The 25,344-nt window shown below is 33.2% G+C and carries 22 protein-coding genes and 1 pseudogene; 7 read left to right on the forward strand and 16 right to left on the reverse strand.

Annotation, left to right across the window (positions count from 1 at the left end):
- Positions 1 to 4 precede the first annotated feature (4 nt).
- From ccoN to AC1Q7L_RS06525, 7 genes are all read left to right on the forward strand, one after another.
- Positions 5 to 2,266 (forward strand): cytochrome-c oxidase, cbb3-type subunit I, encoded by a 2,262-nt coding sequence (gene ccoN, locus AC1Q7L_RS06495; protein WP_492304780.1) that lies wholly within the window; start codon positions 5 to 7, stop codon positions 2,264 to 2,266.
- 18 nt (positions 2,267 to 2,284) lie between these two features.
- Positions 2,285 to 2,482, forward strand: a complete 198-nt coding sequence (locus AC1Q7L_RS06500; RefSeq protein ID WP_066754426.1) for a cbb3-type cytochrome c oxidase subunit 3 — start codon at positions 2,285 to 2,287, stop codon at positions 2,480 to 2,482.
- Between the two features lie 10 nt (positions 2,483 to 2,492).
- Positions 2,493 to 3,374 carry a cbb3-type cytochrome c oxidase N-terminal domain-containing protein gene (locus AC1Q7L_RS06505; protein ID WP_492304781.1) on the forward strand — a complete coding sequence of 294 codons (882 nt, stop codon included), beginning with the start codon at positions 2,493 to 2,495 and terminating at the stop codon, positions 3,372 to 3,374.
- Positions 3,375 to 3,474: 100 nt separating this feature from the next.
- Positions 3,475 to 4,929, forward strand: a complete 1,455-nt coding sequence (gene ccoG / locus AC1Q7L_RS06510; protein ID WP_492304782.1) for a cytochrome c oxidase accessory protein CcoG — start codon at positions 3,475 to 3,477, stop codon at positions 4,927 to 4,929.
- A 93-nt stretch (positions 4,930 to 5,022) separates the two neighbouring features.
- Positions 5,023 to 5,475: a FixH family protein gene (locus AC1Q7L_RS06515; protein WP_066754418.1), complete on the forward strand. Its 453-nt coding sequence runs from the start codon at positions 5,023 to 5,025 to the stop codon at positions 5,473 to 5,475.
- Positions 5,466 to 6,233, forward strand: a complete 768-nt coding sequence (locus AC1Q7L_RS06520; RefSeq protein ID WP_492304783.1) for a sulfite exporter TauE/SafE family protein — start codon at positions 5,466 to 5,468, stop codon at positions 6,231 to 6,233. The genes AC1Q7L_RS06515 and AC1Q7L_RS06520 overlap by 10 nt, the downstream gene beginning before the upstream one ends.
- Before the next feature lie 14 nt (positions 6,234 to 6,247).
- Positions 6,248 to 7,000: a hypothetical protein gene (locus tag AC1Q7L_RS06525; protein WP_492304784.1), complete on the forward strand. Its 753-nt coding sequence runs from the start codon at positions 6,248 to 6,250 to the stop codon at positions 6,998 to 7,000.
- Between the two features lie 56 nt (positions 7,001 to 7,056).
- Here AC1Q7L_RS06525 and serS read toward each other — a convergent pair whose 3' ends face one another.
- The 16 genes and pseudogenes from serS to AC1Q7L_RS06605 all read right to left on the reverse strand — a co-directional run bounded on the left by serS (position 7,057) and on the right by AC1Q7L_RS06605 (position 25,288).
- A complete protein-coding gene (serS, locus tag AC1Q7L_RS06530; RefSeq protein ID WP_492304785.1) occupies positions 7,057 to 8,325 on the reverse strand; it encodes a serine--tRNA ligase in 1,269 nt (422 codons plus the stop codon).
- 66 nt (positions 8,326 to 8,391) lie between these two features.
- Positions 8,392 to 8,895 (reverse strand): hypothetical protein, encoded by a 504-nt coding sequence (locus tag AC1Q7L_RS06535; protein WP_492304786.1) that lies wholly within the window; start codon positions 8,893 to 8,895, stop codon positions 8,392 to 8,394.
- A 27-nt stretch (positions 8,896 to 8,922) separates the two neighbouring features.
- Entirely contained in the window at positions 8,923 to 10,167 is a 1,245-nt protein-coding gene (locus AC1Q7L_RS06540) for an oligosaccharide flippase family protein (protein WP_492304787.1), read from the reverse strand.
- Positions 10,164 to 11,300, reverse strand: coding sequence for a glycosyltransferase family 4 protein (locus AC1Q7L_RS06545; RefSeq protein ID WP_492304788.1), 1,137 nt, complete (start codon positions 11,298 to 11,300; stop codon positions 10,164 to 10,166). The genes AC1Q7L_RS06540 and AC1Q7L_RS06545 overlap by 4 nt, the downstream gene beginning before the upstream one ends.
- A gap of 6 nt (positions 11,301 to 11,306) precedes the next feature.
- Positions 11,307 to 11,795 (reverse strand): hypothetical protein, encoded by a 489-nt coding sequence (locus tag AC1Q7L_RS06550; protein WP_410692017.1) that lies wholly within the window; start codon positions 11,793 to 11,795, stop codon positions 11,307 to 11,309.
- Between the two features lie 82 nt (positions 11,796 to 11,877).
- On the reverse strand, positions 11,878 to 12,498 hold the full coding sequence (locus AC1Q7L_RS06555; RefSeq protein WP_492304789.1) for an FkbM family methyltransferase: 621 nt from the start codon (positions 12,496 to 12,498) through the stop codon (positions 11,878 to 11,880).
- Between the two features lie 447 nt (positions 12,499 to 12,945).
- On the reverse strand, positions 12,946 to 13,440 hold the full coding sequence (locus tag AC1Q7L_RS06560; protein ID WP_492304790.1) for a hypothetical protein: 495 nt from the start codon (positions 13,438 to 13,440) through the stop codon (positions 12,946 to 12,948).
- Between the two features lie 53 nt (positions 13,441 to 13,493).
- A complete protein-coding gene (locus AC1Q7L_RS06565; protein ID WP_492304791.1) occupies positions 13,494 to 13,949 on the reverse strand; it encodes a hypothetical protein in 456 nt (151 codons plus the stop codon).
- Position 13,950: 1 nt separating this feature from the next.
- Positions 13,951 to 19,557: an RHS repeat domain-containing protein gene (locus AC1Q7L_RS06570; RefSeq protein WP_492304792.1), complete on the reverse strand. Its 5,607-nt coding sequence runs from the start codon at positions 19,555 to 19,557 to the stop codon at positions 13,951 to 13,953.
- 45 nt (positions 19,558 to 19,602) lie between these two features.
- Positions 19,603 to 20,187, reverse strand: a pseudogene (locus AC1Q7L_RS06575) (SpvB/TcaC N-terminal domain-containing protein); the annotation flags it as partial.
- A complete protein-coding gene (locus AC1Q7L_RS06580) occupies positions 20,151 to 20,498 on the reverse strand; it encodes a hypothetical protein (protein WP_492304793.1) in 348 nt (115 codons plus the stop codon). The pseudogene AC1Q7L_RS06575 and the gene AC1Q7L_RS06580, both read right to left, overlap by 37 nt.
- Positions 20,499 to 20,541: 43 nt before the next feature.
- Positions 20,542 to 21,009: a T9SS type A sorting domain-containing protein gene (locus AC1Q7L_RS06585; protein ID WP_492304794.1), complete on the reverse strand. Its 468-nt coding sequence runs from the start codon at positions 21,007 to 21,009 to the stop codon at positions 20,542 to 20,544.
- Positions 21,010 to 21,023: 14 nt separating this feature from the next.
- Positions 21,024 to 21,848, reverse strand: coding sequence for a hypothetical protein (locus AC1Q7L_RS06590; RefSeq protein ID WP_492304795.1), 825 nt, complete (start codon positions 21,846 to 21,848; stop codon positions 21,024 to 21,026).
- A 264-nt stretch (positions 21,849 to 22,112) separates the two neighbouring features.
- Positions 22,113 to 22,898 carry a (Fe-S)-binding protein gene (locus AC1Q7L_RS06595; protein WP_492304796.1) on the reverse strand — a complete coding sequence of 262 codons (786 nt, stop codon included), beginning with the start codon at positions 22,896 to 22,898 and terminating at the stop codon, positions 22,113 to 22,115.
- Between the two features lie 90 nt (positions 22,899 to 22,988).
- The gene (locus AC1Q7L_RS06600) at positions 22,989 to 24,329 is read right to left on the reverse strand and encodes a 4Fe-4S dicluster domain-containing protein (RefSeq protein ID WP_410692012.1); all 1,341 of its coding nucleotides are present in this window, start codon (positions 24,327 to 24,329) and stop codon (positions 22,989 to 22,991) included.
- An 8-nt stretch (positions 24,330 to 24,337) separates the two neighbouring features.
- Positions 24,338 to 25,288, reverse strand: coding sequence for an MlaD family protein (locus AC1Q7L_RS06605; RefSeq protein ID WP_066754391.1), 951 nt, complete (start codon positions 25,286 to 25,288; stop codon positions 24,338 to 24,340).
- Between the last annotated feature and the right edge of the window lie 56 nt (positions 25,289 to 25,344).

Consider the following 25,344-nt stretch of genomic DNA (forward strand, 5'->3'; position numbering starts at 1 on the left):
TGATATGGAGACACAAAAGTTTAGTTATGACAACAGTATTGTTCGGGCATTCCTTTACGCGACCATAGTTTTTGGGCTTATTGGGTTCTTGTTTGGGCTTACGGCAGCGTTAATGCTTTTCTACCCGGAACTTCCTGAATTTTTATTCGGAACAGATGATACTACGATTCAGAGTTTGAAGAGTGGTAACATCCAAGGCTTAATAAACACACATGGGGCGTTTGGTTTTGGTAGAATCAGGATGTTGCACACCAACACCGTAATCTTTGCATTCGTATGTAATATCGTTTATACCGGTATTTATTACTCATTACAAAGACTATTAAAAACAAGAATGTACAGCGATACATTGTCTTGGTTACATTTCTGGACTTGGCAATTTATGATTGTTGCTACGTTCGTTACTTTCTTTATGGGGATCAATACCTCTAAAGAGTACGCAGAACATGAATGGCCAATTGACATATTAATTGCATTCTCATGGATCATTTTCGGAGCAAACATGTTCTTAACAATTGCGAAGAGAAGAGTAAGACACCTTTATGTAGCCATCTGGTTCTATATCGGTACTTGGATCGCAGTGGCAATGCTTCACATTTTTAACAACTTAGAAGTTCCATTATCTTTCACAGGTTGGAAATCTTATTCAGCATATGCTGGGGTAAAAGATGCTATCGTACAATGGTGGTATGGTCACAATGCAGTAGCATTCGTATTGACAACTCCGGTTTTAGGTTTGATGTATTACTTCTTACCAAAAGCTGCTGACAGACCGGTTTTCTCATACAAACTGTCTATTATTCACTTCTGGTCATTAATTTTCGTATATATCTGGGCTGGTCCTCACCACCTTCAGTATACAGCACTTCCGGCTTGGGCTCAGGCAGTGGGAACAGGTTTCTCAATCATGCTTATTGCACCATCTTGGGGAGGAATGCTGAACGGGCTTCTTACATTAAGAGGAGCTTGGGATAAGGTAAGAGAAAATCCTATCTTGAAATTCTTCGTAGTTGCAGTTACTTGTTATGGTATGGCAACATTTGAAGGACCGCTTTTAGCAACAAAAAACATCAACAAAATTGGTCACTTTACAGACTGGGTTATCGGTCACGTACACTTAGGAGCTCTTGGATGGAATGGTTTCATGGCATTCGGGGTTATCTATTATTTAGTACCAATCTTGTGGAGAACAAAAATATACTCAGTAAAATTAGCTAACTGGCACTTCTGGTTAGGTACATTAGGAATCATTTTCTATGCTGTACCAATGTATATCTCAGGATTTACTCAAGGATTAATGTGGAAACAATTTAATCCGGACGGAACTTTGATGTATAAAAACTGGTTGGATACAGTAACAGCGATCATTCCTTACTTCAAAATGAGATTCGTAGGAGGATTATTCTACATCTCTGGAGCCATCTTAATGATCGTTAACGTTGTAGCTACTGTAAGAAAAGGATCATTCCAAAAAGAAGTTCCTGCAGAAGCACCTGCTTTGGCAAACATCGGAAAAAACAGAAAAGAAGGAGAAGGTACTCACCTTTGGTTAGAAAGAACTCCAGTATTATTAGGAATCTTATCTTTCTTAACAATATCTATCGGAAGTTCTGTGGAAATCATCCCAACACTATCTCTTAAGAAAAGTGTACCAACGATTTCAGCAGTAAAACCATATTCACCACTTGAATTGGAAGGTAGAGATCTTTATATCCGTGAAGGATGTAATGCTTGTCACTCTCAGATGGTAAGACCATTCAGAGATGAGATCACAAGATTCAACGGTAAAAACGGACAGTATTCAAAAGCTGGAGAGTTCGTATATGACAGACCATTCTTATGGGGATCAAAAAGAACAGGACCAGATTTACATAGAGAAGGAGGTAAAAACCCAAGTTCTTGGCACTACAAACACATGTATAACCCAAGATCTACATCTGCAGGTTCTATCATGCCTCGTTACCCTTGGTTAATTGCAACAAACTTAGACAGATCTAAAATGGTTGATAAAATGTTACTAATGAAAAATACTTTCGATGTACCATATACAAAACCTCAGATAGATTCTGCTAATGCATGGGCAGACAACCAGGCTTCGAAAATTGTAAAAGATATCTTCTCTGAAGCAGCCGACTTAAAAGAAGCTTATGCTAAGAGACCTAAAGGAGAATTAGAGAAAAAAGAGATTGTAGCTCTTATCTCTTACCTACAAAGATTAGGAACAGATATCAAAACAACGGAAATAAAAACAGCAAGTAATAACTAAACATTAAAAGCTTCAAAAATGATTCCTCAGAACTTTAAAGATATATTATCCAATACCGAAAATGCAGGCTTGTATCAAACATTGGCACTGATATTCTTTATGATGTTCTTCGTAGCCTTAATCATATATGTTTTTAGCAGACCTAAAAAATATTATAAGGAAGAAGAAGAAGCTCCACTGGGGGATGATGGAGACGATTTTAATTTAAAAAATTAAACTATTTATTATGAAACAAAGGACACCGGTTGTTGTAAACATTTTAATAATAATTGGACTTCTAATAGTTTTTTATTATTTGTTTGTACAGAGCTACACGTTTTTAGCTTCACCATATTTCTGGGGTACTGTTGTGATAGGTGCTATTTTGGCTTATATCCACAGTTCGATCGGAGATTTAATTGAAAATAATAAATTCAAAAAATTATCTGCAGAAGAAAAAGCAGCATATTTAGCAGAAAAGAAAGTTCCTTTCTTAAAGAGAATGTATGAAAGTGCATTCAAAAAACAATCTGCTACAGAAGAAAAAGATATCCTTATTGACCACGGTTTCGACGGAATCATGGAATTGGATAACCAATTACCAAAATGGTGGGTAGGTTTATTCTATTTTGGGACTGCTTTTTGTATTGTTTATATATGCGCATTCTCTTTCACAGATTTCGCTCACCCATTAAGTGAGTACGAGAAAGAATATAAAGAGCAGATTGCAAGTATTGCAGAATACGAAAAAAGTCAGCCTCCTGTAACTATTGAAACAGCAAAATATTCTGCTGATAATATTGCAGATGGTAAAGAACTTTTCAAAACCAACTGTGCATCATGTCACAAGGAAGATGGTAGTGGTGGTATCGGTCCAAACTTGACGGATAACTACTGGATCAACCAGCCAGAGAAAACATTATTCAAAAACGTTTTCCATATGGACTGGAATGGTTCTCCTACTAACCCTGCGATGAGAGCATTCGGTAAAAACGGTGAAGTTTCCGGAGCTGAGATTGAAAAGATTGCAGCGTATGTATATCACATCAATCAAGAGCAACCGCCAGTGACACCAGCTCAGGGTGGAGCCGCTCCTCAGGGAACAGAAGCTCATTGGGAAAAAGAATAATTTAAAATTAAATTTTAAAACATATGAAAAAACATAATTTGTTATTAGATTAAAAAATAGTAACGAATTATGTTTTTCTTTTTTTAAACACATTACAAAAATGTCAGAAATAGAAGAAACAGAAGTACGTGGCGGACAGGGACAGGTTCTGGACCCTGAGACTTACAGAGATTCTATAGGGACAATGGAGCGATCCGGAAAAAGAAAATGGGTATTTCCGAGAAAGCCTAAAGGTAAATTTACCAACTATAGAGATATTGTAAGCTATACCCTATTGGTTATTTATTTTGCAGTGCCATTCATCAAGATCAATGGCAACCCATTCTTTTTGTTCAACGTTATTGATAGGGAGTTTTACATCATTGGACAGCCTTTCTATCCACAAGACTTTTTCATTCTTACTTTAGGTGCCATAGCCTCTTTAATATTTATCATCATTTTTACGATTGCGTTCGGAAGAATTTTCTGCGGGTGGATTTGCCCTCAGACAATTTTTATGGAATCGATTTTCCGTAAAATTGAATATCTTATTGAAGGTGACCGAAACAGCCAAATGAGACTGGACAGACAAGAGTGGAACAGCGAAAAGATCTGGAAAAGAAGCTTAAAATGGACAGTTTATATGATCATATCCTTGATCATCACTCACTTTATGCTGATGTATATTGTTGGATATCAGGAGATATTTAAAATTATTTCAGAAGGGCCATTTGCACATCCTACCAATTTTATTGTCATGGTTCTGTTTACTGCAGCATTTTACTTTGTATTTGCGTGGTTCAGAGAGCAGGTTTGTACATTGGTTTGTCCATACGGAAGGTTGCAGGGAGTTTTAATTGATAAAGATACCATCAATGTTTTCTATGATTTTAATCGTGGGGAAAATAGATCAAAATGGAGAAAAGCTGAAGACAGAAAAGCTGCAGGAAAAGGAGATTGTATCGACTGTCATCAATGTGTAGTGGTTTGTCCTACAGGAATCGACATCAGAGACGGACAGCAGTTGGAATGTATCAACTGTACTGCATGTATCGATGCTTGCGATGAAGTAATGGAGAAAGTAGGTCTTCCAAAAGGATTGATCAGATATGCTTCTGAAAACGAAATTGAGCAAGGAACTGAATTTAAGTTCACAGGAAGAATGAAAGGTTTTGCGGTCGTTCTTGCTTTATTGGTCGGGTTCTTAGGATTTTTACTTTACAACCGTGGAGAAATGGAAGCTAAGTTCATCAAACCTGCAGGAAGCACATTCTTTGTAAGAGACGGAAAAATTACCAACACCTACAATTATACTTTCTTAAACAAAACAAACGAAAAGAAGGTTGTAACGATAAAAGTAATCGAGCCAAAACATGGTGAAATCATCTACAGCGCATCAAGCAAAATTACTGTAGACAGAGATAAAATGTCAAAAGGAACCATCAATATCAGCTTCCCTGAGGATGATATGAAACTTTCAAAACAAAACATCTCGATCGGAGTGTATGATATGAAAGGAAAATTGATCGATTCTTATCAAACCTATTTTGAAGGACCATTTAAATTACAGTTTTAAATTTTAGCAATGAAATTGTCCTGATTTGGAAATATAAAACCCAAAATGGAACTTAATTTTAGATGACCTTTAGAAAATAATAAAATTTACATAATGAAAAACTTTAGTTGGGGACACGGTGTTGTAATTGCATTATTTGCATTCATAGTTTTTATTTTATCGATGTTATTTCTTTTCCCGAACGGGCAGAAAAACTCTGAAATGGTAACCGATAATTATTATGAAGAAGAATTAAAATACCAAGATGTAATTGATGCTAAGAAAAAAGCAGACGACTTACAGGAAAAACCTACATACAAACAAGATACAAACGGAATTAAAGTAATCTTTCCTAAAGGATATGATAATTCTAATACAACGGTAAAATTTGTTTTAAACAGAACCGATGACCAGAATTTAGATATCAAAAAATCTGAACAGCTGGATGCAAATCAATCTATTCTAATTCCGGGAAAAGTATTAAAACCAGGAAATTATACGCTGAGATTGATGTGGACGAAAGATAAAACAGACTACAGAATGGATTATGATGTGATATGGAAATAGCACTTATTTTATCGGCTATCGGCTTGGGTTTTGCTTCCGGATTTCACTGTATCGGAATGTGCGGACCTATTGCCTTATCGATGGGATTGACAAAAAAACAGGCTACCAATTATTATCTTCAAAATCTAACGTATCAATTCGGAAGAATTTCTACTTATGCACTTTTGGGAGCGGTTTTAGGAATTATTGGACAAGGTTTTGAGATGGCGGGTTTTCAAAAATATTTAACAATAGCTGTCGGAATCTTATTGATTATAATGGCAGTATTTTCTTTTGGAGGAAAAGATTTTGCTTCGAAAATTCCTTTCTTTTCTAAATTTTTATTTAAAGTTAAATCCAATTTAGGAAGGCTTCTTCAAAAAGCAGATTACCGTTCAAGATTTACAACAGGTATTCTTAACGGATTTTTACCTTGCGGAATGGTTTACATGGCTTTAACGGCAAGTTTAGCAAGCGGAGGAATATGGCAGGGAGCTGCATATATGGCTTTATTTGGATTCGGAACACTTCCATTCATGTTTGCGGTAGTTCTTGTCGGAAACTTGATGAATCAGGCTTTTAGAGTAAAAGTTTTAAAAGTAATTCCTGTAGTGATGATCGTTTTAGGAGGATTATTTATCGTAAGAGGTCTGGAACTCGGAATTCCTTACATTTCTCCAAGAGCTGAGGCAATGACCATTTCTAAAGATAATCAAGGAGATTGCCATTTACCGGGAGATCACAACACTCATCAGCACAGTACAGTCAATTGTCATTAACCATAACTAAAACCATGAAAAAAACTCTACTTTTACTTTTAATCAGCCTTTTTGTGCTGCAATCCTGCGTGATTAATTCTGAAATTGTTTATCACAAAGACGCAGCATCAACCATGCTGACTGATATTGATATGAAGGAATTCATGAAAGAAATGAAAGCCATGACTCCCGATTCTCTACAAAACAAAAAAGAGTTTGGAGATATGGATAAACTTCCTACAACTTGGAACAGCATTTATGAATTGGAAAAAAAGGAGGGAAAGACTACAAAAGATCCCGATTCTTTAAGAATCATGAAGAAAATTTTCATGAAATCTTCCAAAGAAAATAATGATCCAGTTGGTTTTTCATTAAAATTAGATCATTTTACTCAAACTGATTATAAAGCTTTAAATAACTTCACAAAACAGGAAACACTTCCTTTAGAGCAAAATATTTATAACCTTTGGGACGGTAAAACGCTGACGATTGATACTAATAATTTCAATCTAAAAAGCCTTAAGGAAGCCTTATCAAAACAATCTCCCGACGGACAATCTGAAGCCGGAGACGATGGAAAAACCGAAGGAATGATGATGATGTTTTTCAAAAAAATTGAAACTGCATTAAAATTTGAAGGCAAAATAAAATCCATAACCGGAAAACACGATTGGCTAAAACAAGTTGACGACCATTCTGTGAAAATAGAATATGATATAAAATCGATGTTTGATAAAGATGCAACACTTAAAAATGCAGACAAAAAAATAATCATCGTTACCGAATAAAACAAAACCACCGAAAATTTCGGTGGTTTTTTATTTTAGTTTAAACTTTTTTCAGCTTAATTAATTACATCAAATCTTGCATATTCAGCAACCTTTTTAGGAAGCTTAATTCCATCTTCTGTCTGGTTATTCTCAAGCAAAGCAGCCATAATTCTTGGTAAAGCCATTGCAGAACCGTTTAAAGTATGAACCAATTGAGATTTACCATCCGTTTTGTAACGGCACTTCAAACGATTTGCCTGGAAAGTTTCAAAGTTAGAAACTGAACTTACTTCTAACCACATTTCCTGAGCAGCACTCCAAACTTCGAAATCGTAAGTCATTGCAGAAGCAAAACCTGTATCTCCACCACAAAGTCTCAAAACTCTGTAAGGAAGTTCAAGATCAGTTAAGATCTCTTTGATATGCTCAACCATTTCTTCCAAAACAGCGTAAGAATTTTCAGGTTTTTCAAGTCTTACAATTTCTACTTTTTCGAATTGGTGAAGACGGTTTAACCCTCTTACGTGAGCTCCATAACTTCCCGCTTCTCTTCTGTAACATTGAGAAAATGCCGTATTTTTAATCGGAAGATCTTTTTCCTCCAACAAAACATCACGATATAAATTCGTAACCGGAACCTCCGCCGTTGGAATTAAATATAAATCATCTGCTTGAATATAATACATCTGCCCTTCCTTATCCGGCAACTGACCTGTTCCATATCCTGAAGCTTCGTTCACAACGTGAGGAGGGTTTACTTCCATATATCCTTTCTCAACATTTTTATCTAAGAAATATTGAACCAAAGCTCTCTGCAATCTCGCTCCTTTTCCTAAATAAACAGGGAAACCGGCACCAGCAATTTTTACTCCTAATTCAAAATCAATCAAATTATATTTTTTAGCCAGTTCCCAGTGAGGAATTGCTCCTTCACCAAGACCTTCTACATCATGAGACTGATAAATAATTTCGTTATCGTCCGCAGATGCTCCACTTTTTACTAATTCATTCGGAATGTTCGGAAGCTGGTATAAAATATCTAATAAAGCTTTTTCTTTGATTTCTAACTGAGATTTCAATTCTGAGCTCGACTCTTTGTATTGTGCTGTTTTAGATTTTGCAGATTCTGCTTCTTCTTTTTTACCTTCTTTCATCAACAGTCCAATCTCCTTGGAGATCTTGTTGATTTCGGAAAGTTGAGAATCTAATTCAAATTGGATTTTTTTTCTTTCGTCGTCAGTAGCAATAGCATCATCTACCAACTCAAGATTTTTGAATTGTCTTTTTTTCAGACCTTCTAAAACGCGTTCTTTATTGTCGCGCAAAAAATTGACTTGTAACATTGTATTTAGATGTTAGTTATTAGAATGTTAGACATAAATTATCTAACAGTTGTGCAAATTTAAAAATTATTTTACGATTGTAACTACGTTTGGCCCTCCAGGTTGTTTTGTAAACCTTAAGGTGTCATTATAATATACTTTGGATACTTCAAAAACTGTGGGAGTTCGGCGGTACTGAATCTCCAATTTTTCCTGAATCGTATCTATTGGTACATTATTTATCGCTTTTCTTAGCGAAACAGTAATAACCGAATGATAGGTTTTATTATCTGGATCCAAAGTGTCCAGTCCTATTCTTTTTGCGCCTGCAATATATTCAATATAAAAAAGAGAATCGGAAGTCGCTTTTAATGAACTGGTTACGGAAGCAATATCTGTATCCGCAAGATCATCATTCAGCGAATAGGTATAGAAAGTGCTGTCTTTCTTTTTATGAAATAAGTCCCTCCCAGAACTATTTTTCATGTAAATATTTAATATCTGATCTATTTTTTGAATATCATCTTCGTCACCTCTACAGCTTAGAAGTGCAAAAAATACGACCAATATTCCGAAAATAACATTTTTCATTCCAACAAAGATAACAAAGATTTATAATTAAGAAAGTTTCCGCAGGTATAATAAGAAAAAAACCATGTAAGAAAATCCTGAAATAAGTAAGGTAGAAGTCATCGCAATTCCCATCCCAACAACTCCATATGTCGGAATTAAAAGAGATGATATCCCGTATAAAATAAGAAGTGAAGCAATGCTAATCCATGTATTGATTTCTATTTTTCCGACTGCAGGCAATAAATTTCCGTAAAGATTTCTGGTCAACATTCCAACATTAAAACCTATCAATAAGATCATTAACAATGTTCCGTTCTCAACATAGGTTTTTCCGAAAAAAAACTGCAAAATATATTCATCAAAAAAGAAAAAGAAAACAAATATTCCGGCACAAATCGGTAAAAATATTTTGTGAAAATTGACAATATATGAACGGAGAAATTCCTTATTCTTATAATTTTTTGAAAGTATCGGAAAATCGCTCTGTAAAAAGCTTACCGCTAAAAATGTAATATTTGAAGGTATTAAAATCGCCACTCTGTAATTGGCAACGGCAGTTTCGTTCATTAAAAATCCAAGCAGCAGAATGTCTAAAGAAAACAACGTCTCAGAAATAAGTGAGGTTGCAGCGGTAAATGCTCCATAACGCCACATTTCTTTATAATTCTCCGGGATAAATTTTCGGGATAAATAAATATCTTTTTTAAGCCATAACAAAGCTAAATATGGTGTTATCGCAATCGCAATAAGATATCCGTAGAATTTAAAAAAGTAGGTACAGATAAAAATTAATAATAATCCTCCAATATTGACAACATTATTAATTCTTGCAAACGTTTGATTTTTCCCTGTAATTCGGTAAAAAGCCTGAATATGATTGACAAAATAATATCCTCCAAGCCTTATTGCACAAAAAATAAAAATGATCAAAATATCTTCATACTTATTGAAATAAAATATTGAAGCTCCCAAAAACAGGATAATTAATATAATTTCAAATAAAATTCCTTTGAAAAAAAAATAAGATGATATTTTGAGTTTTTCGTCTTCATCAGAAGAAATAGAACCGAATCTCATTAAACTCTGACCGCTTCCAAAACCTGTAAATGGTAAAAAAATCGTCAAAACCGATAGAACGATACTCAATACTCCGAATTCATTTTCAGGAAGTAATCTGATAATCAATAAAGAACCGATGAAACCACAGATTTTGGCTATCAGAAAAGATAAGAAAACGTAATGTCCACTATTATTAAAAAAACTTCTTAAAAAATCTTTCAGACTTTTCACGATAGTTTGTTTTTAGCAATAACTTCATTATAGATTTCTGTAAATTGTTTTGCAATTGACTCTCTTGAATAGCCGTTTACACAGAATTGTCTGATTTTAGCTTCATTTTTAAAAGAATATTCCTTTTTACAGATTTTTTCTAAAACATTATAAAGCTGATCTGTATTGTTTTTTTCAATTCCTACTCCCAGACCATCAATAATAAATTCTGCAGCACCGCCAACTTTTGTTGAGATTACAGGTTTTCCACACGCATAAGATTCCAAAATTACACAACCTTGAGTCTCATTTTCACTGAATAGAATGAAATAATCTGAGTTCTGCATTTTTCCGGCAACCTCGGCGTAACTTATTGCATCAAAAACTTTTATATAATTTTCAGCACGTAAATCCTTAACCAAACTAATCAAAGATTTTGTCTCACCGTCGCCCCCAATTTCCAAACTGACTTGAAATCCATTTTGATGTAATAAATTGACAGCATTAATGATATCTTTCGGTCTTTTACGAGGAATTAAGCTTGATACATGAAGAAATTTGATTTCTGATTGCTCAGTTTTAGGTTTAACAGTAAAAAGCTCAGTATCAACAACATTTGAAATTATTTTCATTGGAGTCGTAATTCCTAATTGCTTTAAGCTATCTTTTAAATTATAACTTACCGGCAAAATATAACCCGCATTTTTAGCGATAAATTTGGCAATTCGTTTAATATTATTGGAAGTTTTGTCAAGATTTTGCTCCTGTAAAGCTGTCCAATGCTCTGTAACAACAAATGGAATTTTATATTTTTTCTTCAAATACACTGCAAAAAGCATATTGTTATGAAGAACGCTGGCATGAACTAAGTCTGGCTTTTGCATCTTGGCAAATCCCATTTTGTAGGATTTCATTCTCCTGAAAAAATTCAGAGCCGGATTGTTGGAATTTTTGTAATAAATAATCAATGTTCTAATTCCATTTATTATTTTATCATCAAAAATAAATTCCTCTTTTTGGCTGATATCTCCAATTGTATGTAATATTTCCACATCATGTAACAATGCAGTCGCTTCCGCATGGCGCTGCACAAAATTACCGTTTGTAGGCTCCAGTTTGTTCGGAAACCATGAGGAAATAAAAAGTATTTTCAAGGGAGATTATTTTATAGAAGCAGCCCAGCTTTTATCGATTGGTAAAAGAAAATGGCCTAGGAAATCAAGATACGTGTTTTTTGAAAAATCGAAAACCTCGATGTCTCTTGATAATTCTCCGTTTCTCAATTTTGTTTTAAAATCGATCAATTTTAAGGTTTTAATTTCACCATTTTCTACGAAACTCGCCTTCATTCTGTCGAATAAACCTAATTGATATTCTTCATCAATCTCTCTCATGATCTTGCCTAGCGCATCGATACTACATCCGGAAGCCATTTCCTTCTCTTCATCCACACAAACCACGATAAACTGATTTTTCTCGATCTTAAAAGATGATGAAAGCGGTTTCCCATGTGCAGCCCAAGTTGCCAGAAAATCATACAATTTTTCAGTAACTGTCTTTGCTTCCTTCGTTGTGAAAGGTCTTGATGCAGGATATATAATGACTCTGTAGTCGTTAGCTTCTACGATACTTGATTCTTCAATCTTCATTTTAGATGATTTTTAAAGTATAAAATTACGATTTTTTCTTCAATTACTAAGAGTTGTGACTTATTGCAATATATCTGAATTATTAAATAAACTTAAAAACAGCATTATAAGAATTTTCGTTTTGGCTGAGTATTTTTATTTTGGTGTAGCCTTTTTCTGTAAGTAATTGGATTAATTCTTTTTCGCTGCGGTTGGAGCTTTTGAGGGCGATATTGTTTATTTCTATTATGATTTTCGGTCTGATGTCGGTTAATACCTTTTCCATTCCTTTTAAAGCAGAATATTCGGCACCTTCGATGTCTATTTTAATTAAATCTATATGCGAAATTCCATTTTCTCTTACATAATCATCTAGGCTAACACTTTCAACTTTTTCTTTTGAAGTGTATTCCTGAAGGTAAGAAGATGCCATTCCAACATTATCATAAGTTTCGTTATAAAGAATCTCGATAAATCCCTTCTGATCAGAAATTGCCAGATGCTCTAAAGTAATATTTTTAAAGTCATTTATTTTAATATGATTTTTAAATTGCTCATAATTCGGTAGAAAAGCTTCAAATGAATAAATATTGCCTTTTTCTCTAACAATTTTAGATGCATTAAGTGAAAATAAGCCAATATTTCCTCCAATATCAACAAATGTATCGCCTTCTTTTAACGTTTTATATAAATAATCAATTTCATCTTTTTCATATTCTCCCAAGAAGTAAATTTGTTGTTGAATCCAATCATCAAGATTAATATTGAGTTTAATATAATCTCTATAAACGATTGTCTTTTTTACATTTCGAAAAAGATGATAAGGCTTAAAAATATATTTATGGAATGCAAAATATTTCTGCCTGAAAAAATTAAAGCTTAAAATAAATCTAAAAATGAAGCCAGAATACTTCTCATATTGGTTTTCTATGTTTTTGCAAGATACAATTTTGAATTAAAAACAAAAAACTCAAGGATTTCTTTTGTTGATTCGTATTTTCTTAAATGTTCATTTTATTTTTATGGCATATAAAAGAACCGTTATAATATTTTAACGGTTCTTTCTATGTGATGGTTAAAAACAACAAAATTTGTACAGTGGAGGACAATCATAAGGATCCCTGTTATATGTTTATTTGTTCAATATAACCGTTATTTGTATTTATTACATTTAACGTTTCTCACCATACCAGTAGAAAACTTTTTTATATTCTGCACTTAATTTTATAAATGATAATATTTCATCGACTAGATTCGTGAAATTTCCTACATTATTTTTTTGTATCAAGTATTCATTATCATTATTTATTAATTTCCCATCTTTATAAAAGAATAATGAAGTTTTACGATAATCAGTTTGTTGAAAATTAGCATCAAAAAGAATATTTTTATTAATCTTCAAATTGTAAAACTTAGAAATAATTTTTTTTCTTTGAATAGAATCCAAGGGAATATATGCTTTAAAACTTTCTTTATAAATATTTGTAGTGTCAATAAAGCTATTTCTATCATAATTCACCTCTTCATAAATACTCGATTTACTATCATATATATATTCTTCTAATAATTTTGATTCATAACATACCTCAACACGATATTTAAATTCGATATTTTGGGAAGATAGTAAGTTACCTGAAATCAAAAGTAGTATGAGTATAATTTTCATAATAACAACTTCATAACTATTACACAAAAAATCCTATGGTTATAATAATTTTATTAATAAACTTCAAACTCTTCAGGAAAAGCCTTTTGATACTCTTTTTTTGATTTTAAAATTTTCCGAATTTTGACATATAGACTAATATGCTTATCAACCTCTTCTTTATTTATACTATCGCAACTATTCATTTTAAAATTTGGAACTTTTAAAATGAAATTAGATCTAGAGCTCGTTTTGTCATCAAATTGAATCCAACAGGAATTGCTTTTTAATTCAAGTTTTTTGTAAAAATTATAAATCTCTTGTTTCTCTTTATTATCTAATTTAACCATTATTTTTTCAGGCCTATTATTTCTAAAAATTCCAGTTTCACTATCATAAAAAAATTCACTTTGATTATTTTTTTTTTTTTCATAATAATTTGACGTAAATACAAAGTCCGGACTATATTTATTAATTGTGGTACAACTAATAAATACTAAGACAAACAATAAATTCAAAAAGCATTTCATTTTAAGGAAATTTATATGTTACATTAAAAATAGGTGAAAATTTATTATATAAAAAATTGTAGAGCATCTTTTGAGAAGGATTTAGTGCATTAATTTGAAATTTAATCATATCTTTTGGAACAAGATTTCCAAATTCTAATATTCCATTCTTTTGCGCATATATGTGTTCAAGGTTCCTAATCGCAAGATGTTCAATACTATCTAAAGCATTATCAAATCTGCTATCTACTCCTATATCCATATTTGGCAAACCTATTGCATAAGACCAAGCATGAGATGTTTCATGTGACATAATCCTTCCTAATAGCTTTAGATTTGAAGCCGCTTTTGTAGAATATAAAATACTTGATTTTCCTGAACCAAAATGAAAATCTGTTCTCCCTAAAACATTGAAATTCCCATTATCGTTCATCATAAGTCCTTTAGAATTACTTAATCCAATACCTTCACTCTCAATCTTAAATGTATCAACATCTGGTAAAGTAGTTCTAGCATCTTTAATATTTTTATTCATTGCTAGCAGATCCGGTTCTACAGTAGAATCAGTATTCACTTGTATATCATCTGTTGTTGTAAATTTTGATTTATTATAGCCCTTCACATAATAGTTTATTGTAAAACTTACCCCCGCAACAGCACCACCAATCACCGCTCCTGTAACCAGTCCTTTCAAAAAATTATCCCCATTAATTAATGCAGCGACACCACCCGATGCACCACCTGCTATTGCTCCATTACCAACTGTTGCCCAAAAACCGGCAGCACTAAATATTTGTCCTGCACCTGCTGAGACGGCACCGGTAACAGCTCCCATTAAAATGGCTTTTCCAAAACCTCCTAATGACCAATTGTTATTCAATGTTGCCTGAAGAGTATACATTCCAACACTTATTAATGTTCCTATCAATGCCCCTGTTCCAATTACAGCTGCATTTGCTACCAACCATCCTATAACCGGTGCAAGAAAGAAAAGAAACTCCCCACTCGGGTCATTAAACATCAGCGGGTTATTCATCACATACCCATATTTATTGTAATTCTGGGTATTGGTAGGATCCTGTATATTTTCATCAGCATTTAAGAATCTTCTTAACAGCGGATCATACAATCTTCCGTTCATGTGGATGATGCTAACTTCCGCAAAATGCTCATGACTTGTGTATCCTCTCTCTACTAATAACGAAGTAGTTTCAATTATATTTTTATCTGTAATAATTTGTCCATTTCCTATTTGAAGGTGTGTAAAATTACCCCATGCATCAAAATGTCTTTGTTCTAGTTTATTTCCGGCTTCATCGCTGATTGCTAAAATACTTCCTATATAATCTTTATGTAAAAATTTATAAGATCCATTGGCTTCATCATAATTTTTAAGATAAATCACATTGCTTTCATAAGGAGTTCCTCCGATATACAAAATATGTTTTTCTTTCCCTGTAGTATTATCTTTTACAATTTCAAAGCTACCGTCTTCACTATAAAATTTAGTGAATTTGCCATCTCCATCGATATTAAAATTCCCTCCGTAAGTTACCCTTTGTCTCATACTGGTTAAGCCGTATTGAAAAGCAACATCTCCTTTTTCTCCATCAATAAAAACAGGATCATTATTTTCATTATAAGCAATGCTTTGAATGAGATCATTATTATAGTTCTGAGTTCCTGCAGCATTTAGTGTCATTCCTGTAGGTTGGTAGATCTTGGTAGAATTTTCATATTTCATAGTTCCCACCTGATCATTTTCCATGATTCTTCCTTTAACATCGTAAACGTTTCGGTTTAGCGGCTTAGAACCGGTTACAGGGTCTGTCCAACTTATCAGTCTGTTATTATCATCATAATCGAAAAGTTCTGAAATATTAAAATCACCCCCAGTCACTCTACTTTTTAATTCATTTTTAATTCCGTCAAAATTATAAGTAAGCTGCAAAATGCTTGGCTTCACCTGAGAAGAATGATTAACGCTAGTTAAGAAACCACTATCATCATAAGCATTAGTAACATTAGCTGCACCTAATTTGGCATGAAGTACTTTACCTTTTGTATTAACTTCTTGAAGCTCCCATAGAACTTTTCCCGTACCTTTATCTTTTACCTGATATAATTCACCATTCCATGCACTGTATATATTTTCTACCTGTACTTTGGTAAGTGTACCTGAAGAATACAATTGTTTTTCATATGAAATCACCCTTGCTTTATCATCATAGGTAATACCTTTTTGAATAAAATATTTTCCATTACTACTTTCTGACGAAGACAATACTCTTCCTTGAGGATCATAAATCACGGTTGAACTATACAATTTCCCTTTAGAAGTTCCGCCTTTTGAAATTACCCTTCCTTTATTGTCATATGAATAAGAAATTGTTTTATTAGTTGCCTGCCCTCCATCTGTCGTGGAGATTTCTGTATGAGAAATAAGCTGACCCAGGTTATTATAAGTGTATTCCTTGGTTCCTTTCGGGCTGATAATTTTCTTAGCTTGTCCGAATCCGTCATACTCATATTTGTATAATCCATTAGAAGGATCATTAAACTCAGACTTCCTACCCCAAGAGTCATATTTTGTAGTGACAATATTTTCGGCGTATTGCGCCTTTATTTGTTCTCCCGCTGCATTATACGTAAATTGAATTGTCCCTCCTTTATCGCTTGTTGAAGTTACATTCCCTATTGCATCAGTAGTTTTACTATTTATCCTTGCATATCCGTTAATTTCTCTTACAGAAGTAGTATTTCCAGAAACAACAGTTTCTATTTGTTTGCCAAGGAATGAAGATATTTCTCCTGTACTATTCAATGATGCTAATGCGGTTGCTGTAATCTTTGCTGGGTAAAAAGTGTCATTATAGGCTATAACATTCCATTTGCTTACGTTTCCACCTTCAAAATAATGTTCACTCTCTTTCGTTTTCCTTCCTAAAATATCATATTGAACTTCCTGAGATACAAATTGTCCTTGTCCGAAGGATTTAGTAGATGTTTTATAATTCTGTCCTAATTTGTTGGTGTATTTTTTTGACACATCCCCATCAGGATCATACTGTGTGATAATGATATTAGTGTTAATATCTTTTTCATAGGTGTAAGTCGCAGTTCCTCCTAAATTAGTTTTAGATGTCATGAGCTTACCCCATGCATCATAAGTATTGATAAGAATATTCCCTAAAAGATCCGTTTGGGTTAACATTTGTCCCGAATCATTATACGTTATATTGGTTTGTAGTCCTAAATTATCTGTTTTTTTAATGACAAACCTTCCTTTCGTATCATATTCGGCTGCTGTATTTTGGGTTTGGGAATCAAGATTGTTACTGATCGTTTTCTGGATTATATTTCCGAATCCGTCATAATCATAAGTTTCTTCTAAGTACCCCGTATTATCCCTGTTCCATGTTTTTAAAGTCTTTAATAAATTATTGTCATAAGAATATTCTTCTTTGGCAGATTTAGTATCACCATATGCTTGTATTACATCACTTTTAGTATTCGGACGACCAATATAATAATCCGAGCCTATACCTATAGGATTATGAATATATCCAAATGTTGAAGTAGTTATGGCATATCCATTGTTAACATTAGATATACTTTGTGTAGGAAGATAGTATCTTCCATAGGTAATATCCCCTGTTATAAGTGCTCCTGTTAAAAAATCTTTGGTTCTGGTGTTTTTTGGAAGCGTTACTGTAATAATCTTTGCTCTATCTGTATCTGCAACTGTAGTAACCACCTGTCCATTCAATAATCTATCAATCTGATAATTAGTCGATTTAAAGCTCAAAAGCTGTGTATTGTTCTCAGAAATATCTGTTGGAAAAATTTTAGATTCATCATTGGTCCTAATTGACCATTCTTTTACCGGAATACCATCGTTAACGGGATCAATTTCAGCTCCCGACCAAATCTTAGTGTTTTCAAAGCCATCAGCATACCATGAAGAGCGAGCCAATTGAAGATAACCAATTACTCCTTTACCTTGCAAATGCCCTGTCATTCCTCTATATCTAAAATCTTGTTTTCTGCCTGCCTGTAGAAGCTGTGATACTGCAAAAGATTGATCAACCCTGCTTAAAGAAAAATAAGGATAAATTTCTTTTTTTACTTTTTGATAAAAATTAGGTTGAGCTGCATTATTAGCTATTACTTCCAAATAGTTAACTGAAGTAGTAATTTCCCCTTGAGTTATTGAACTTATTCTTGATAATTCAGACAAAGAAGTTTGAGCTTTGTATTTATGTACTCTTGTTTTCTTAAATACAAAAATATCGTAGTAATTATTGTTAGATTTAATAGGGTTTGTTAATGGTTGAAATAACCCATAATCTGCTCCTGGTACTAAATAAGAAGGACTTGTACTGCTTAAACCCGATATAAAATCTGTGCCTCCATTTCCTTGAAGTGTTTTAACCTCATACTGCACACTTCTCCACATTGCATTTCCACTATTATCTATAGCTCCAACTTTATTCTTAGAATAGATGAAAACAATATCAGACTTTCCATCTTTATTAATATCCGAAATAGAATAAAAATGATGATCAAACAATGATAAATTTGCTGGTTGAGATGGATTTCTATATTTAAGAAAATTTTGTTTTAAGGTATTTTGAAATCCATTTTCTGTTCCAATATAAAATCTCCAATTATCTGCATCCTGACTAGCTGTAGTGGGAATTGTAAAATCTAAATTTCCATCTCCATTGAAGTCTCCAAATAATATCGGGAAATCAGGATCTTTTGTTTCTGCCAAGTTACTCGAATATTTGATCTTTTTCAAATATTGAGTAGGTGATGTTTTTATAAATTCAAATACGGTATAAGCTGTATTTGAGACATCGATAATTTCTATCTTTCCGTCGCCATCAATATCCAAATATTTTTGATTTGTGTATGCACTTTCATTAAAACCAAAATTAGTAGAATAAGTAGAAACAGGATTATTTGAATTTTTTAGGTCTATAATATATTTATATGAAAACCCTCCACTCGTTGTCGCAAGAAATATATCAGATATTCCATCACCATTTATATCTCCCTCATTCATCATGTTAACCTGATGTGTACATGATGTACATGTTTCTGGAAGTAATTTTTCAAAGACTTTTACAAAAGTATTATTTCTAAAAATATATCCTACAATTTTACCATCTTCATATTGAACAATTCCATTTCCATTATATACTTGCCCCTCTTCGTCTAATAAAGTATTGACAATTTTAGCTTCAGCATTAAAAGTTTTATTGGTAGAAACTTCTGTAAAAGAATCATTAAAAGCACCAAGCTTAACAAGACCATTATTCATAACGAAATCTAGATAAGAATCTCCATTAAAATCCCCTGTAAACTTTATATCATCAAAAGAATCGCTATTATAAGGTAAAACACCTGAATAATCTACTTCTGATGAAACTAGATTTGGATATGTAAATGTAACTGGAGTAGTTGGCTTATCTTCCGAATTATATTCTGTAATTTTATTAGCAAATTGATAGCTTGTTCCATTACTGCTATATTCAATGCCATATCTTTTAAATTGATTTCCATTAGTTTTTATAACTATATCATTCAATAATTTATCCTGAAGCATAGCAACTCCATTCACATAAGAAACTTCTTTTAAGCTCCTTGTCGTAATAGTATTATAATTGAAAACAATACTATTATAATGTGCCTTACCTAATACTTCATTTCCACCCCATTCTATGCTTGATATTACAGCAATATTACTAGAAGCTGTCTGTGTATAATTATAGTTAATATGGTTCCCTTGGCCATCTTTCCATTTAACAATATTATATTCTAAAGGAGTTCTAGAAGTACTGTTTCCAGAAGCTACACCTCCATACCAAGCCTGAGAACCGTCTTCAAAAGTAACCTGCCAATATTCAGGACCTTGCCATAGCTGACCTGTAGTTGCACCAACAGATTTAATTTTAACATTAGAATATTTTTCAGTTACATATTCAGCTCCGTCTTTACCATATTCACCAGACTTTAAAATTAACCTTTGTCCATTAAAACTATAATAATCTGAATAATCTAGCTTTATCCCGTTTAGCTCTCCATCTTTCTCAATAACTTTGCCCGTTCTTGAAATCGTCGTTACTCCTGAAAGCGCCCAACTATAACCTGCAATTCCATTTCCAGAATTGCTTAAATAAATTAAACTAATATTAGGTGCAACATTTTTAACTCCTAACGGTAGAGAGAGAGCGGTAAAGTAAACTGTAATTGCCCTGCTCCAGTAACCTCTATACTTCCTTTGGTATCATGAAAATATTTTCCCTGCGGTACTGTAGTCCCAGATGGGTTACCTATACCAGCTCCGGAATCTATAGGCCCACCACCCGGATTTTCTGTCGAAGGTCCTATTTTAGCAATAAAAGGATTAGATACATCCGACTTAGCATGAAATCCTTGGGTTAAAATTACACTCTGTGGATCCTGAACAGTTCTCGAAGTACTTTCGGATTGATATAATATCGTTTGTGAATATCCTAATACTGAGATACAAGATATAATGAATGAATAGAAAATTTTCATATTCTTTGTGCTTAAATTAATGAATTATAAATAGGAATGAATCCTATCGTTTTGTAATGTTCTTACTGAAAATTCTTCCGTCTTTTAAGGTAAAGCGTACAACATACACTCCCCACTCGTAGCCAGACATATTAATCTTCAATTGTCTGTTAAGGTTTGGAATATTTTGTTGCTGGAATTTCCAGTGAACTGTACTATGTTGGTAAAGAGAAACAGATTCAATTAAACTATCTACCTCTTCAGTCCAATCTATTGTAAGAAAATCATTGACAGGAACAGGATATAACCTAATCTGCTTCAAGAAAGCTTTTTCATCAATTACTGTTTGAGATTGAACCAAAGGTATTACTTTAGATTCTGCTTTTTTCGACTCCTCCGTGTTTTTACCATTAACATTCGGCCCTCTATATCGTTGGTTTCCTGCTTCATCATATTTAAAATAAACTTCGGTTTGAGAAAAACCTAAGAAGCCTATAAACAATGAAATTATAGAAAGTAATTTTGTTTTCATTTTTAGTATTTGTGTTATTTTGTAGAAAGAAATTGTTGAACCAGTTTTTTTAATTCTTTAATTTCTTCGGATTGAGATTTTAAATTCTTTCTATCTTCCTGAAGTTGTTTATTCTGTTCAATAGAGTACAAAGTAAGCTCTTCAATCTTTTGCAACAATTTAATCTGGAATTCACCTATATTTACCCCCTCCTTTTCCATTTGTTTTGCTGATGCTATCTCTGGAAGATGTTTTCTTTCCTTAATATGCTTTTCAACGTCTTCTAATTTTGGTAACTTATAATCGTCGGCAAATACAAAATCTGCTGTAGGTGTTGAAGTAACCTTAACTTCTTTAGCCTCTAATTTTCCTTGAATAGCTGCATCTCCACTTTCCCCATTAATAAGAAAAGATTTACCCCAATCCCAACCTTGAGGACTTCTATAAGCAATATATAATGTTTTTCTTCCATCATCAGGTGTATGGAACATCCAAGCATTTGTTCCTCCACTTATTATATCTTGAAATTGAGCATTTCCAACAACATCTAGTTTATGCTGAGGATCATTAGTACCTATTCCCATATCTCCAGTATTTCCTTTTATCGTAAGAAAAGGATTGAGCCCACCTCTTGCATTAATATTAAAATCAATAGGGGTTGCAGCAATATCATTTGTTTTTTTAGCCAGATCAATTGTCAAGCCTCTATCTAAATTATGATAAAAAATAGTATTATTATACGTGTCCGTTCCTATAGAAGTCATTGAAATAGGAACATCACTTGTCATAGTATATGTTGCCTGTTGAGAAAGTAATAAATTGGTAACTAAAATAATCCCAATCAATAATGATTTTTTCATAATTGTGTTTTTTAAATATTTTTGCAAAGCTAATATTATTTTCCACAAATAAGGATTTATTTTTAAAATATTTTAATTCAACATGTTACACATCATTCTATTTAGGTAAGATATCAATAAAAATAAAATCTCTTTCGTTAAAAAAATCAATAAAAAAATTTCACATACACCTTCATATTATTAATAAAGTACTCCATTTTGAATTAAAAACAAAAAACTCAAGATCACTCCTGAGTTTTAATACTATATAAAATAATTATTTTCTTATAAATCTTCCGCTTCAGCCAAAAGCTCAACAATATCTTTCACAACAACTTCTTCATTCTTGTTAAAGTGCTTTACTCCATCCGTCATCATTGTGTTACAGAATGGGCAACCTGTAGCAATTACTTTAGGTTCCAAAGCTAGAGCTTCCTCTGTTCTTTCGATATTAATGTCCTTTTTGCCTTTTTCAGGCTCTTTAAACATCTGTGCACCTCCTGCTCCACAACATAGACCATTTGTCTTGCAACGCTTCATTTCCACAAGCTCGGCATCTAACTTTTCAAGCAACATTCTTGGAGCTTCGTACTCGTTATTTGCTCTTCCTAAATAACAAGGATCGTGGAAAGTGATTTTCTTACCTCTGAAAGCTCCACCTTCAATTTTCAATCTACCTTCTTCCATTAGCTTTCTAAGGAATTGAGTATGATGTATCACTTCAAAATTCCCTCCTAAGCTCGGATATTCGTTTTTAAGTGTATTGAAACAGTGTGGACAAGCCGTTACGATTTTTTTTACATCATAAGCATTCAGAACTTCAATATTCGTTAAAGCCATCATCTGGAAAACGAATTCGTTTCCGGCACGTTTTGCAGGGTCTCCAGTACAGCTTTCTTCCTGTCCGAGAACAGCAAATTCAACACCTATTTTATTAAGTATTTTGCAAAATGCTTTCGTAATTTTTTTTGCACGGTCGTCAAAACTTCCTGCACAGCCAACCCAAAATAAAACTTCAGGTGATTTTCCTTCGGCAGCGTATTCTGCCATTGTTTTTATATGTAAATCCATTTATTGTAAAATGTATTTTATATTAATGTAAAGTGTATTTAAAATTTTAAAGTTCAATTATTTATTGATCTAAAATTTTTAACCTGAAATTTAATCATTCGCCCAATTCAAACGGTCAGCCTGATTGTATTGCCAAGGTGCAGCGTTGTTTTCCACATTCGTCATCATTAGATTTAATTCCTGTGGAGCAGCGGACTGTTCCATTACCAAGAATCTTCTCATTTCAAAAATGATAGAAAGCGGATCTAACAATATAGGACAGGCTTCTGTACAAGCGTTACAAGTAGTACATGCCCAAAGTTCTTCTTTAGTAACATAATCATTCAGCAACTTTTTACCATCATCAACGAATGATCCATTTTTATCGATATTTCTTCCGACTTCTTCCAATCTGTCTCTTGTTTTCATCAAGATCAATCTCGGAGAAAGTTTTTTACCTGTAATATTTGCAGGACAAACAGAAGTACACCTTCCGCATTCTGTACAAGAATATGCATTTAATAACTGAACCTGATTTAAATCAAAAATATCTTCAGCACCAAATTTAGACGGAACATCAGCTTCCGCACCTTCTGCCGGAGCAGCGTAAGGATCTGCATTTGGATCCATCATCAATTTAATTTCTTTAGTTACAGAATCTAAATTGTTGAATTTTCCTTTCTTATCTAAATTGGCAAACCAAGTACTTGGGAATGCTAAAATTATGTGTAAATGCTTTGAATAGTAAAGATAATTCATGAAGAAAAGGATTCCCACAAAGTGAAACCACCAAGCTGCCTTTTCTGTGAATATCAAAAATCCGTTGTCGAAACTGAAAATTTCCAAAAACGGAACAAAAATCATTTCACTGATCGGGAAAGATCCAAGATGATGAAACCCTTCCACACCTCTTGTTTGTAGAATAAGATCTGAGGCATTCATTTTAAAGAAAGCCATCATCAAGGCAAATTCAATGATCAAAATCCAGTTGGCATCATTCTTTGGCCATCCGAAAAGTTCTTTCATCGTTAGTCTTTTCACTCCGTAAAAATTTCTACGAATAAAGAAAGTAACAACTCCGATTACCACTAAAAGGGCTAAAATTTCTAATGTTGCGGTAAAGAAACCGTAAAAAGTATCTCCAAAAATTGTTGCTAAGAATCTATGTGTCCCGAAAATTCCGTCAACGATGATTTCTATTAATTCAATATTAATGATAACAAAACCAACGTACACGAAAAGGTGTAAAATTCCTGCAACAGGACGTGCTGACATTTTGCTTTGTCCCATCGCAACTCGTGCCATGGTTTCCCAGCGTTCCGGTTTATTATCACTTCGGTTGATCTCTCTTCCTAGTCTGATATTTCTATATATCTTTTGCAGACTTTTTGCAAATAGTCCAAACCCTGCAACTAATAAAATCAGAAAAATAATATTATCGATATATTGCATAAGGTATATTAGTCTTTATTGTTCTTACCAAAAACTGAGAAATTAATGTATCTCTTAGGATTGGCTTTCATATCTTCAATTAACGAGTTCAGGTTGGTAGATGCTGAGTTCAGATTGTTGTAAAGCTGCTCATCCTTCATCAGTTTCCCTAAACTTCCTTGTCCATTATTGATTCCCGCAACAACATCATTTAGTTTACCAACAGTAGCATCTAGATTGGCAATAGTCGCATTCAATTTTTTAGTATCAATGCTTTCTGCTAAGTTTCCGTATTTATCTAAAGTCACTTTACCTGTCTGCATGGTTACACTTGCGTCATCCAATACTTTTTGAAGTTTCGGATCATTATTACCAACCAAAGTATTTACACTTCCTGCCGTAGTTTGTAACGCTCCAACAGTTTTGTTAAGATTCGCAAGCAATAATCTGATCTCTTCTCTGTTTTGTGCGTTGACAACCTGGTTGGCACTAGACATTAAAGAGTCTACTCTGTATAAAACAGTTTGTAATTGATCTTTAACAGGCCCTACCTGAGAAGAAAGACTTCCCAAAGTACCCAATTTGAAGGCTCCCTGTAAAGTATCGCCATCTTTTGCAGAGGCTCCACCATACGACAAATTAACTCTCATTTCTTTACCAGACATTAATCCAGGTTCAAAAATTTCAAGAGTTGATTGTTTTGAGAATTCAAAATTATTATCAACAGTAACTTTTACGATAAAATGAATCTTTCCATCTTTTGTTCTTTGAGGAACAATTTTGTCAACCTGCCCAACTTTCAATCCATTGATCGAAACAGGGGAAGATTGTGCTAATCCCTCAACGTTATCATATTTTGCGTAAAATATATTATCGGTAGTAAAAAGGCTTCTGCCTTTCATAAATTGGAATAATATCACAAAGCCAACAATGGCTAAAATTGCTATTACACCAGCTTTTAATTCTTTACTGAACTTCACTTGCTAAATTTTTTCTATGAGCAAATATAACACATTTTAAATTAATGTTTTCTTTT

Source organism: Chryseobacterium sp. GW823-FHT05E08 (genome assembly GCF_058795655.1).

Bases quoted from the DNA above. Each gene is read 5' to 3' on its own strand.
- AC1Q7L_RS06535 (WP_492304786.1), bottom strand. From the start codon at position 8,895: ATGAAAAATGTTATTTTCGGAATATTGGTCGTATTTTTTGCACTTCTA.
- AC1Q7L_RS06565 (WP_492304791.1), bottom strand. From the start codon at position 13,949: ATGAAATGCTTTTTGAATTTATTGTTTGTCTTAGTATTTATTAGTTGT.
- AC1Q7L_RS06505 (WP_492304781.1), top strand. From the start codon at position 2,493: ATGAAACAAAGGACACCGGTTGTTGTAAACATTTTAATAATAATTGGA.
- AC1Q7L_RS06525 (WP_492304784.1), top strand. From the start codon at position 6,248: ATGAAAAAAACTCTACTTTTACTTTTAATCAGCCTTTTTGTGCTGCAA.
- AC1Q7L_RS06520 (WP_492304783.1), top strand. From the start codon at position 5,466: ATGGAAATAGCACTTATTTTATCGGCTATCGGCTTGGGTTTTGCTTCC.
- ccoG (WP_492304782.1), top strand. From the start codon at position 3,475: ATGTCAGAAATAGAAGAAACAGAAGTACGTGGCGGACAGGGACAGGTT.
- AC1Q7L_RS06580 (WP_492304793.1), bottom strand. From the start codon at position 20,498: ATGAAAATTTTCTATTCATTCATTATATCTTGTATCTCAGTATTAGGA.
- ccoN (WP_492304780.1), top strand. From the start codon at position 5: ATGGAGACACAAAAGTTTAGTTATGACAACAGTATTGTTCGGGCATTC.
- AC1Q7L_RS06590 (WP_492304795.1), bottom strand. From the start codon at position 21,848: ATGAAAAAATCATTATTGATTGGGATTATTTTAGTTACCAATTTATTA.
- AC1Q7L_RS06515 (WP_066754418.1), top strand. From the start codon at position 5,023: ATGAAAAACTTTAGTTGGGGACACGGTGTTGTAATTGCATTATTTGCA.
- AC1Q7L_RS06600 (WP_410692012.1), bottom strand. From the start codon at position 24,329: ATGCAATATATCGATAATATTATTTTTCTGATTTTATTAGTTGCAGGG.
- AC1Q7L_RS06595 (WP_492304796.1), bottom strand. From the start codon at position 22,898: ATGGATTTACATATAAAAACAATGGCAGAATACGCTGCCGAAGGAAAA.
- serS (WP_492304785.1), bottom strand. From the start codon at position 8,325: ATGTTACAAGTCAATTTTTTGCGCGACAATAAAGAACGCGTTTTAGAA.
- AC1Q7L_RS06500 (WP_066754426.1), top strand. From the start codon at position 2,285: ATGATTCCTCAGAACTTTAAAGATATATTATCCAATACCGAAAATGCA.
- AC1Q7L_RS06585 (WP_492304794.1), bottom strand. From the start codon at position 21,009: ATGAAAACAAAATTACTTTCTATAATTTCATTGTTTATAGGCTTCTTA.
- AC1Q7L_RS06560 (WP_492304790.1), bottom strand. From the start codon at position 13,440: ATGAAAATTATACTCATACTACTTTTGATTTCAGGTAACTTACTATCT.
- AC1Q7L_RS06550 (WP_410692017.1), bottom strand. From the start codon at position 11,795: ATGAAGATTGAAGAATCAAGTATCGTAGAAGCTAACGACTACAGAGTC.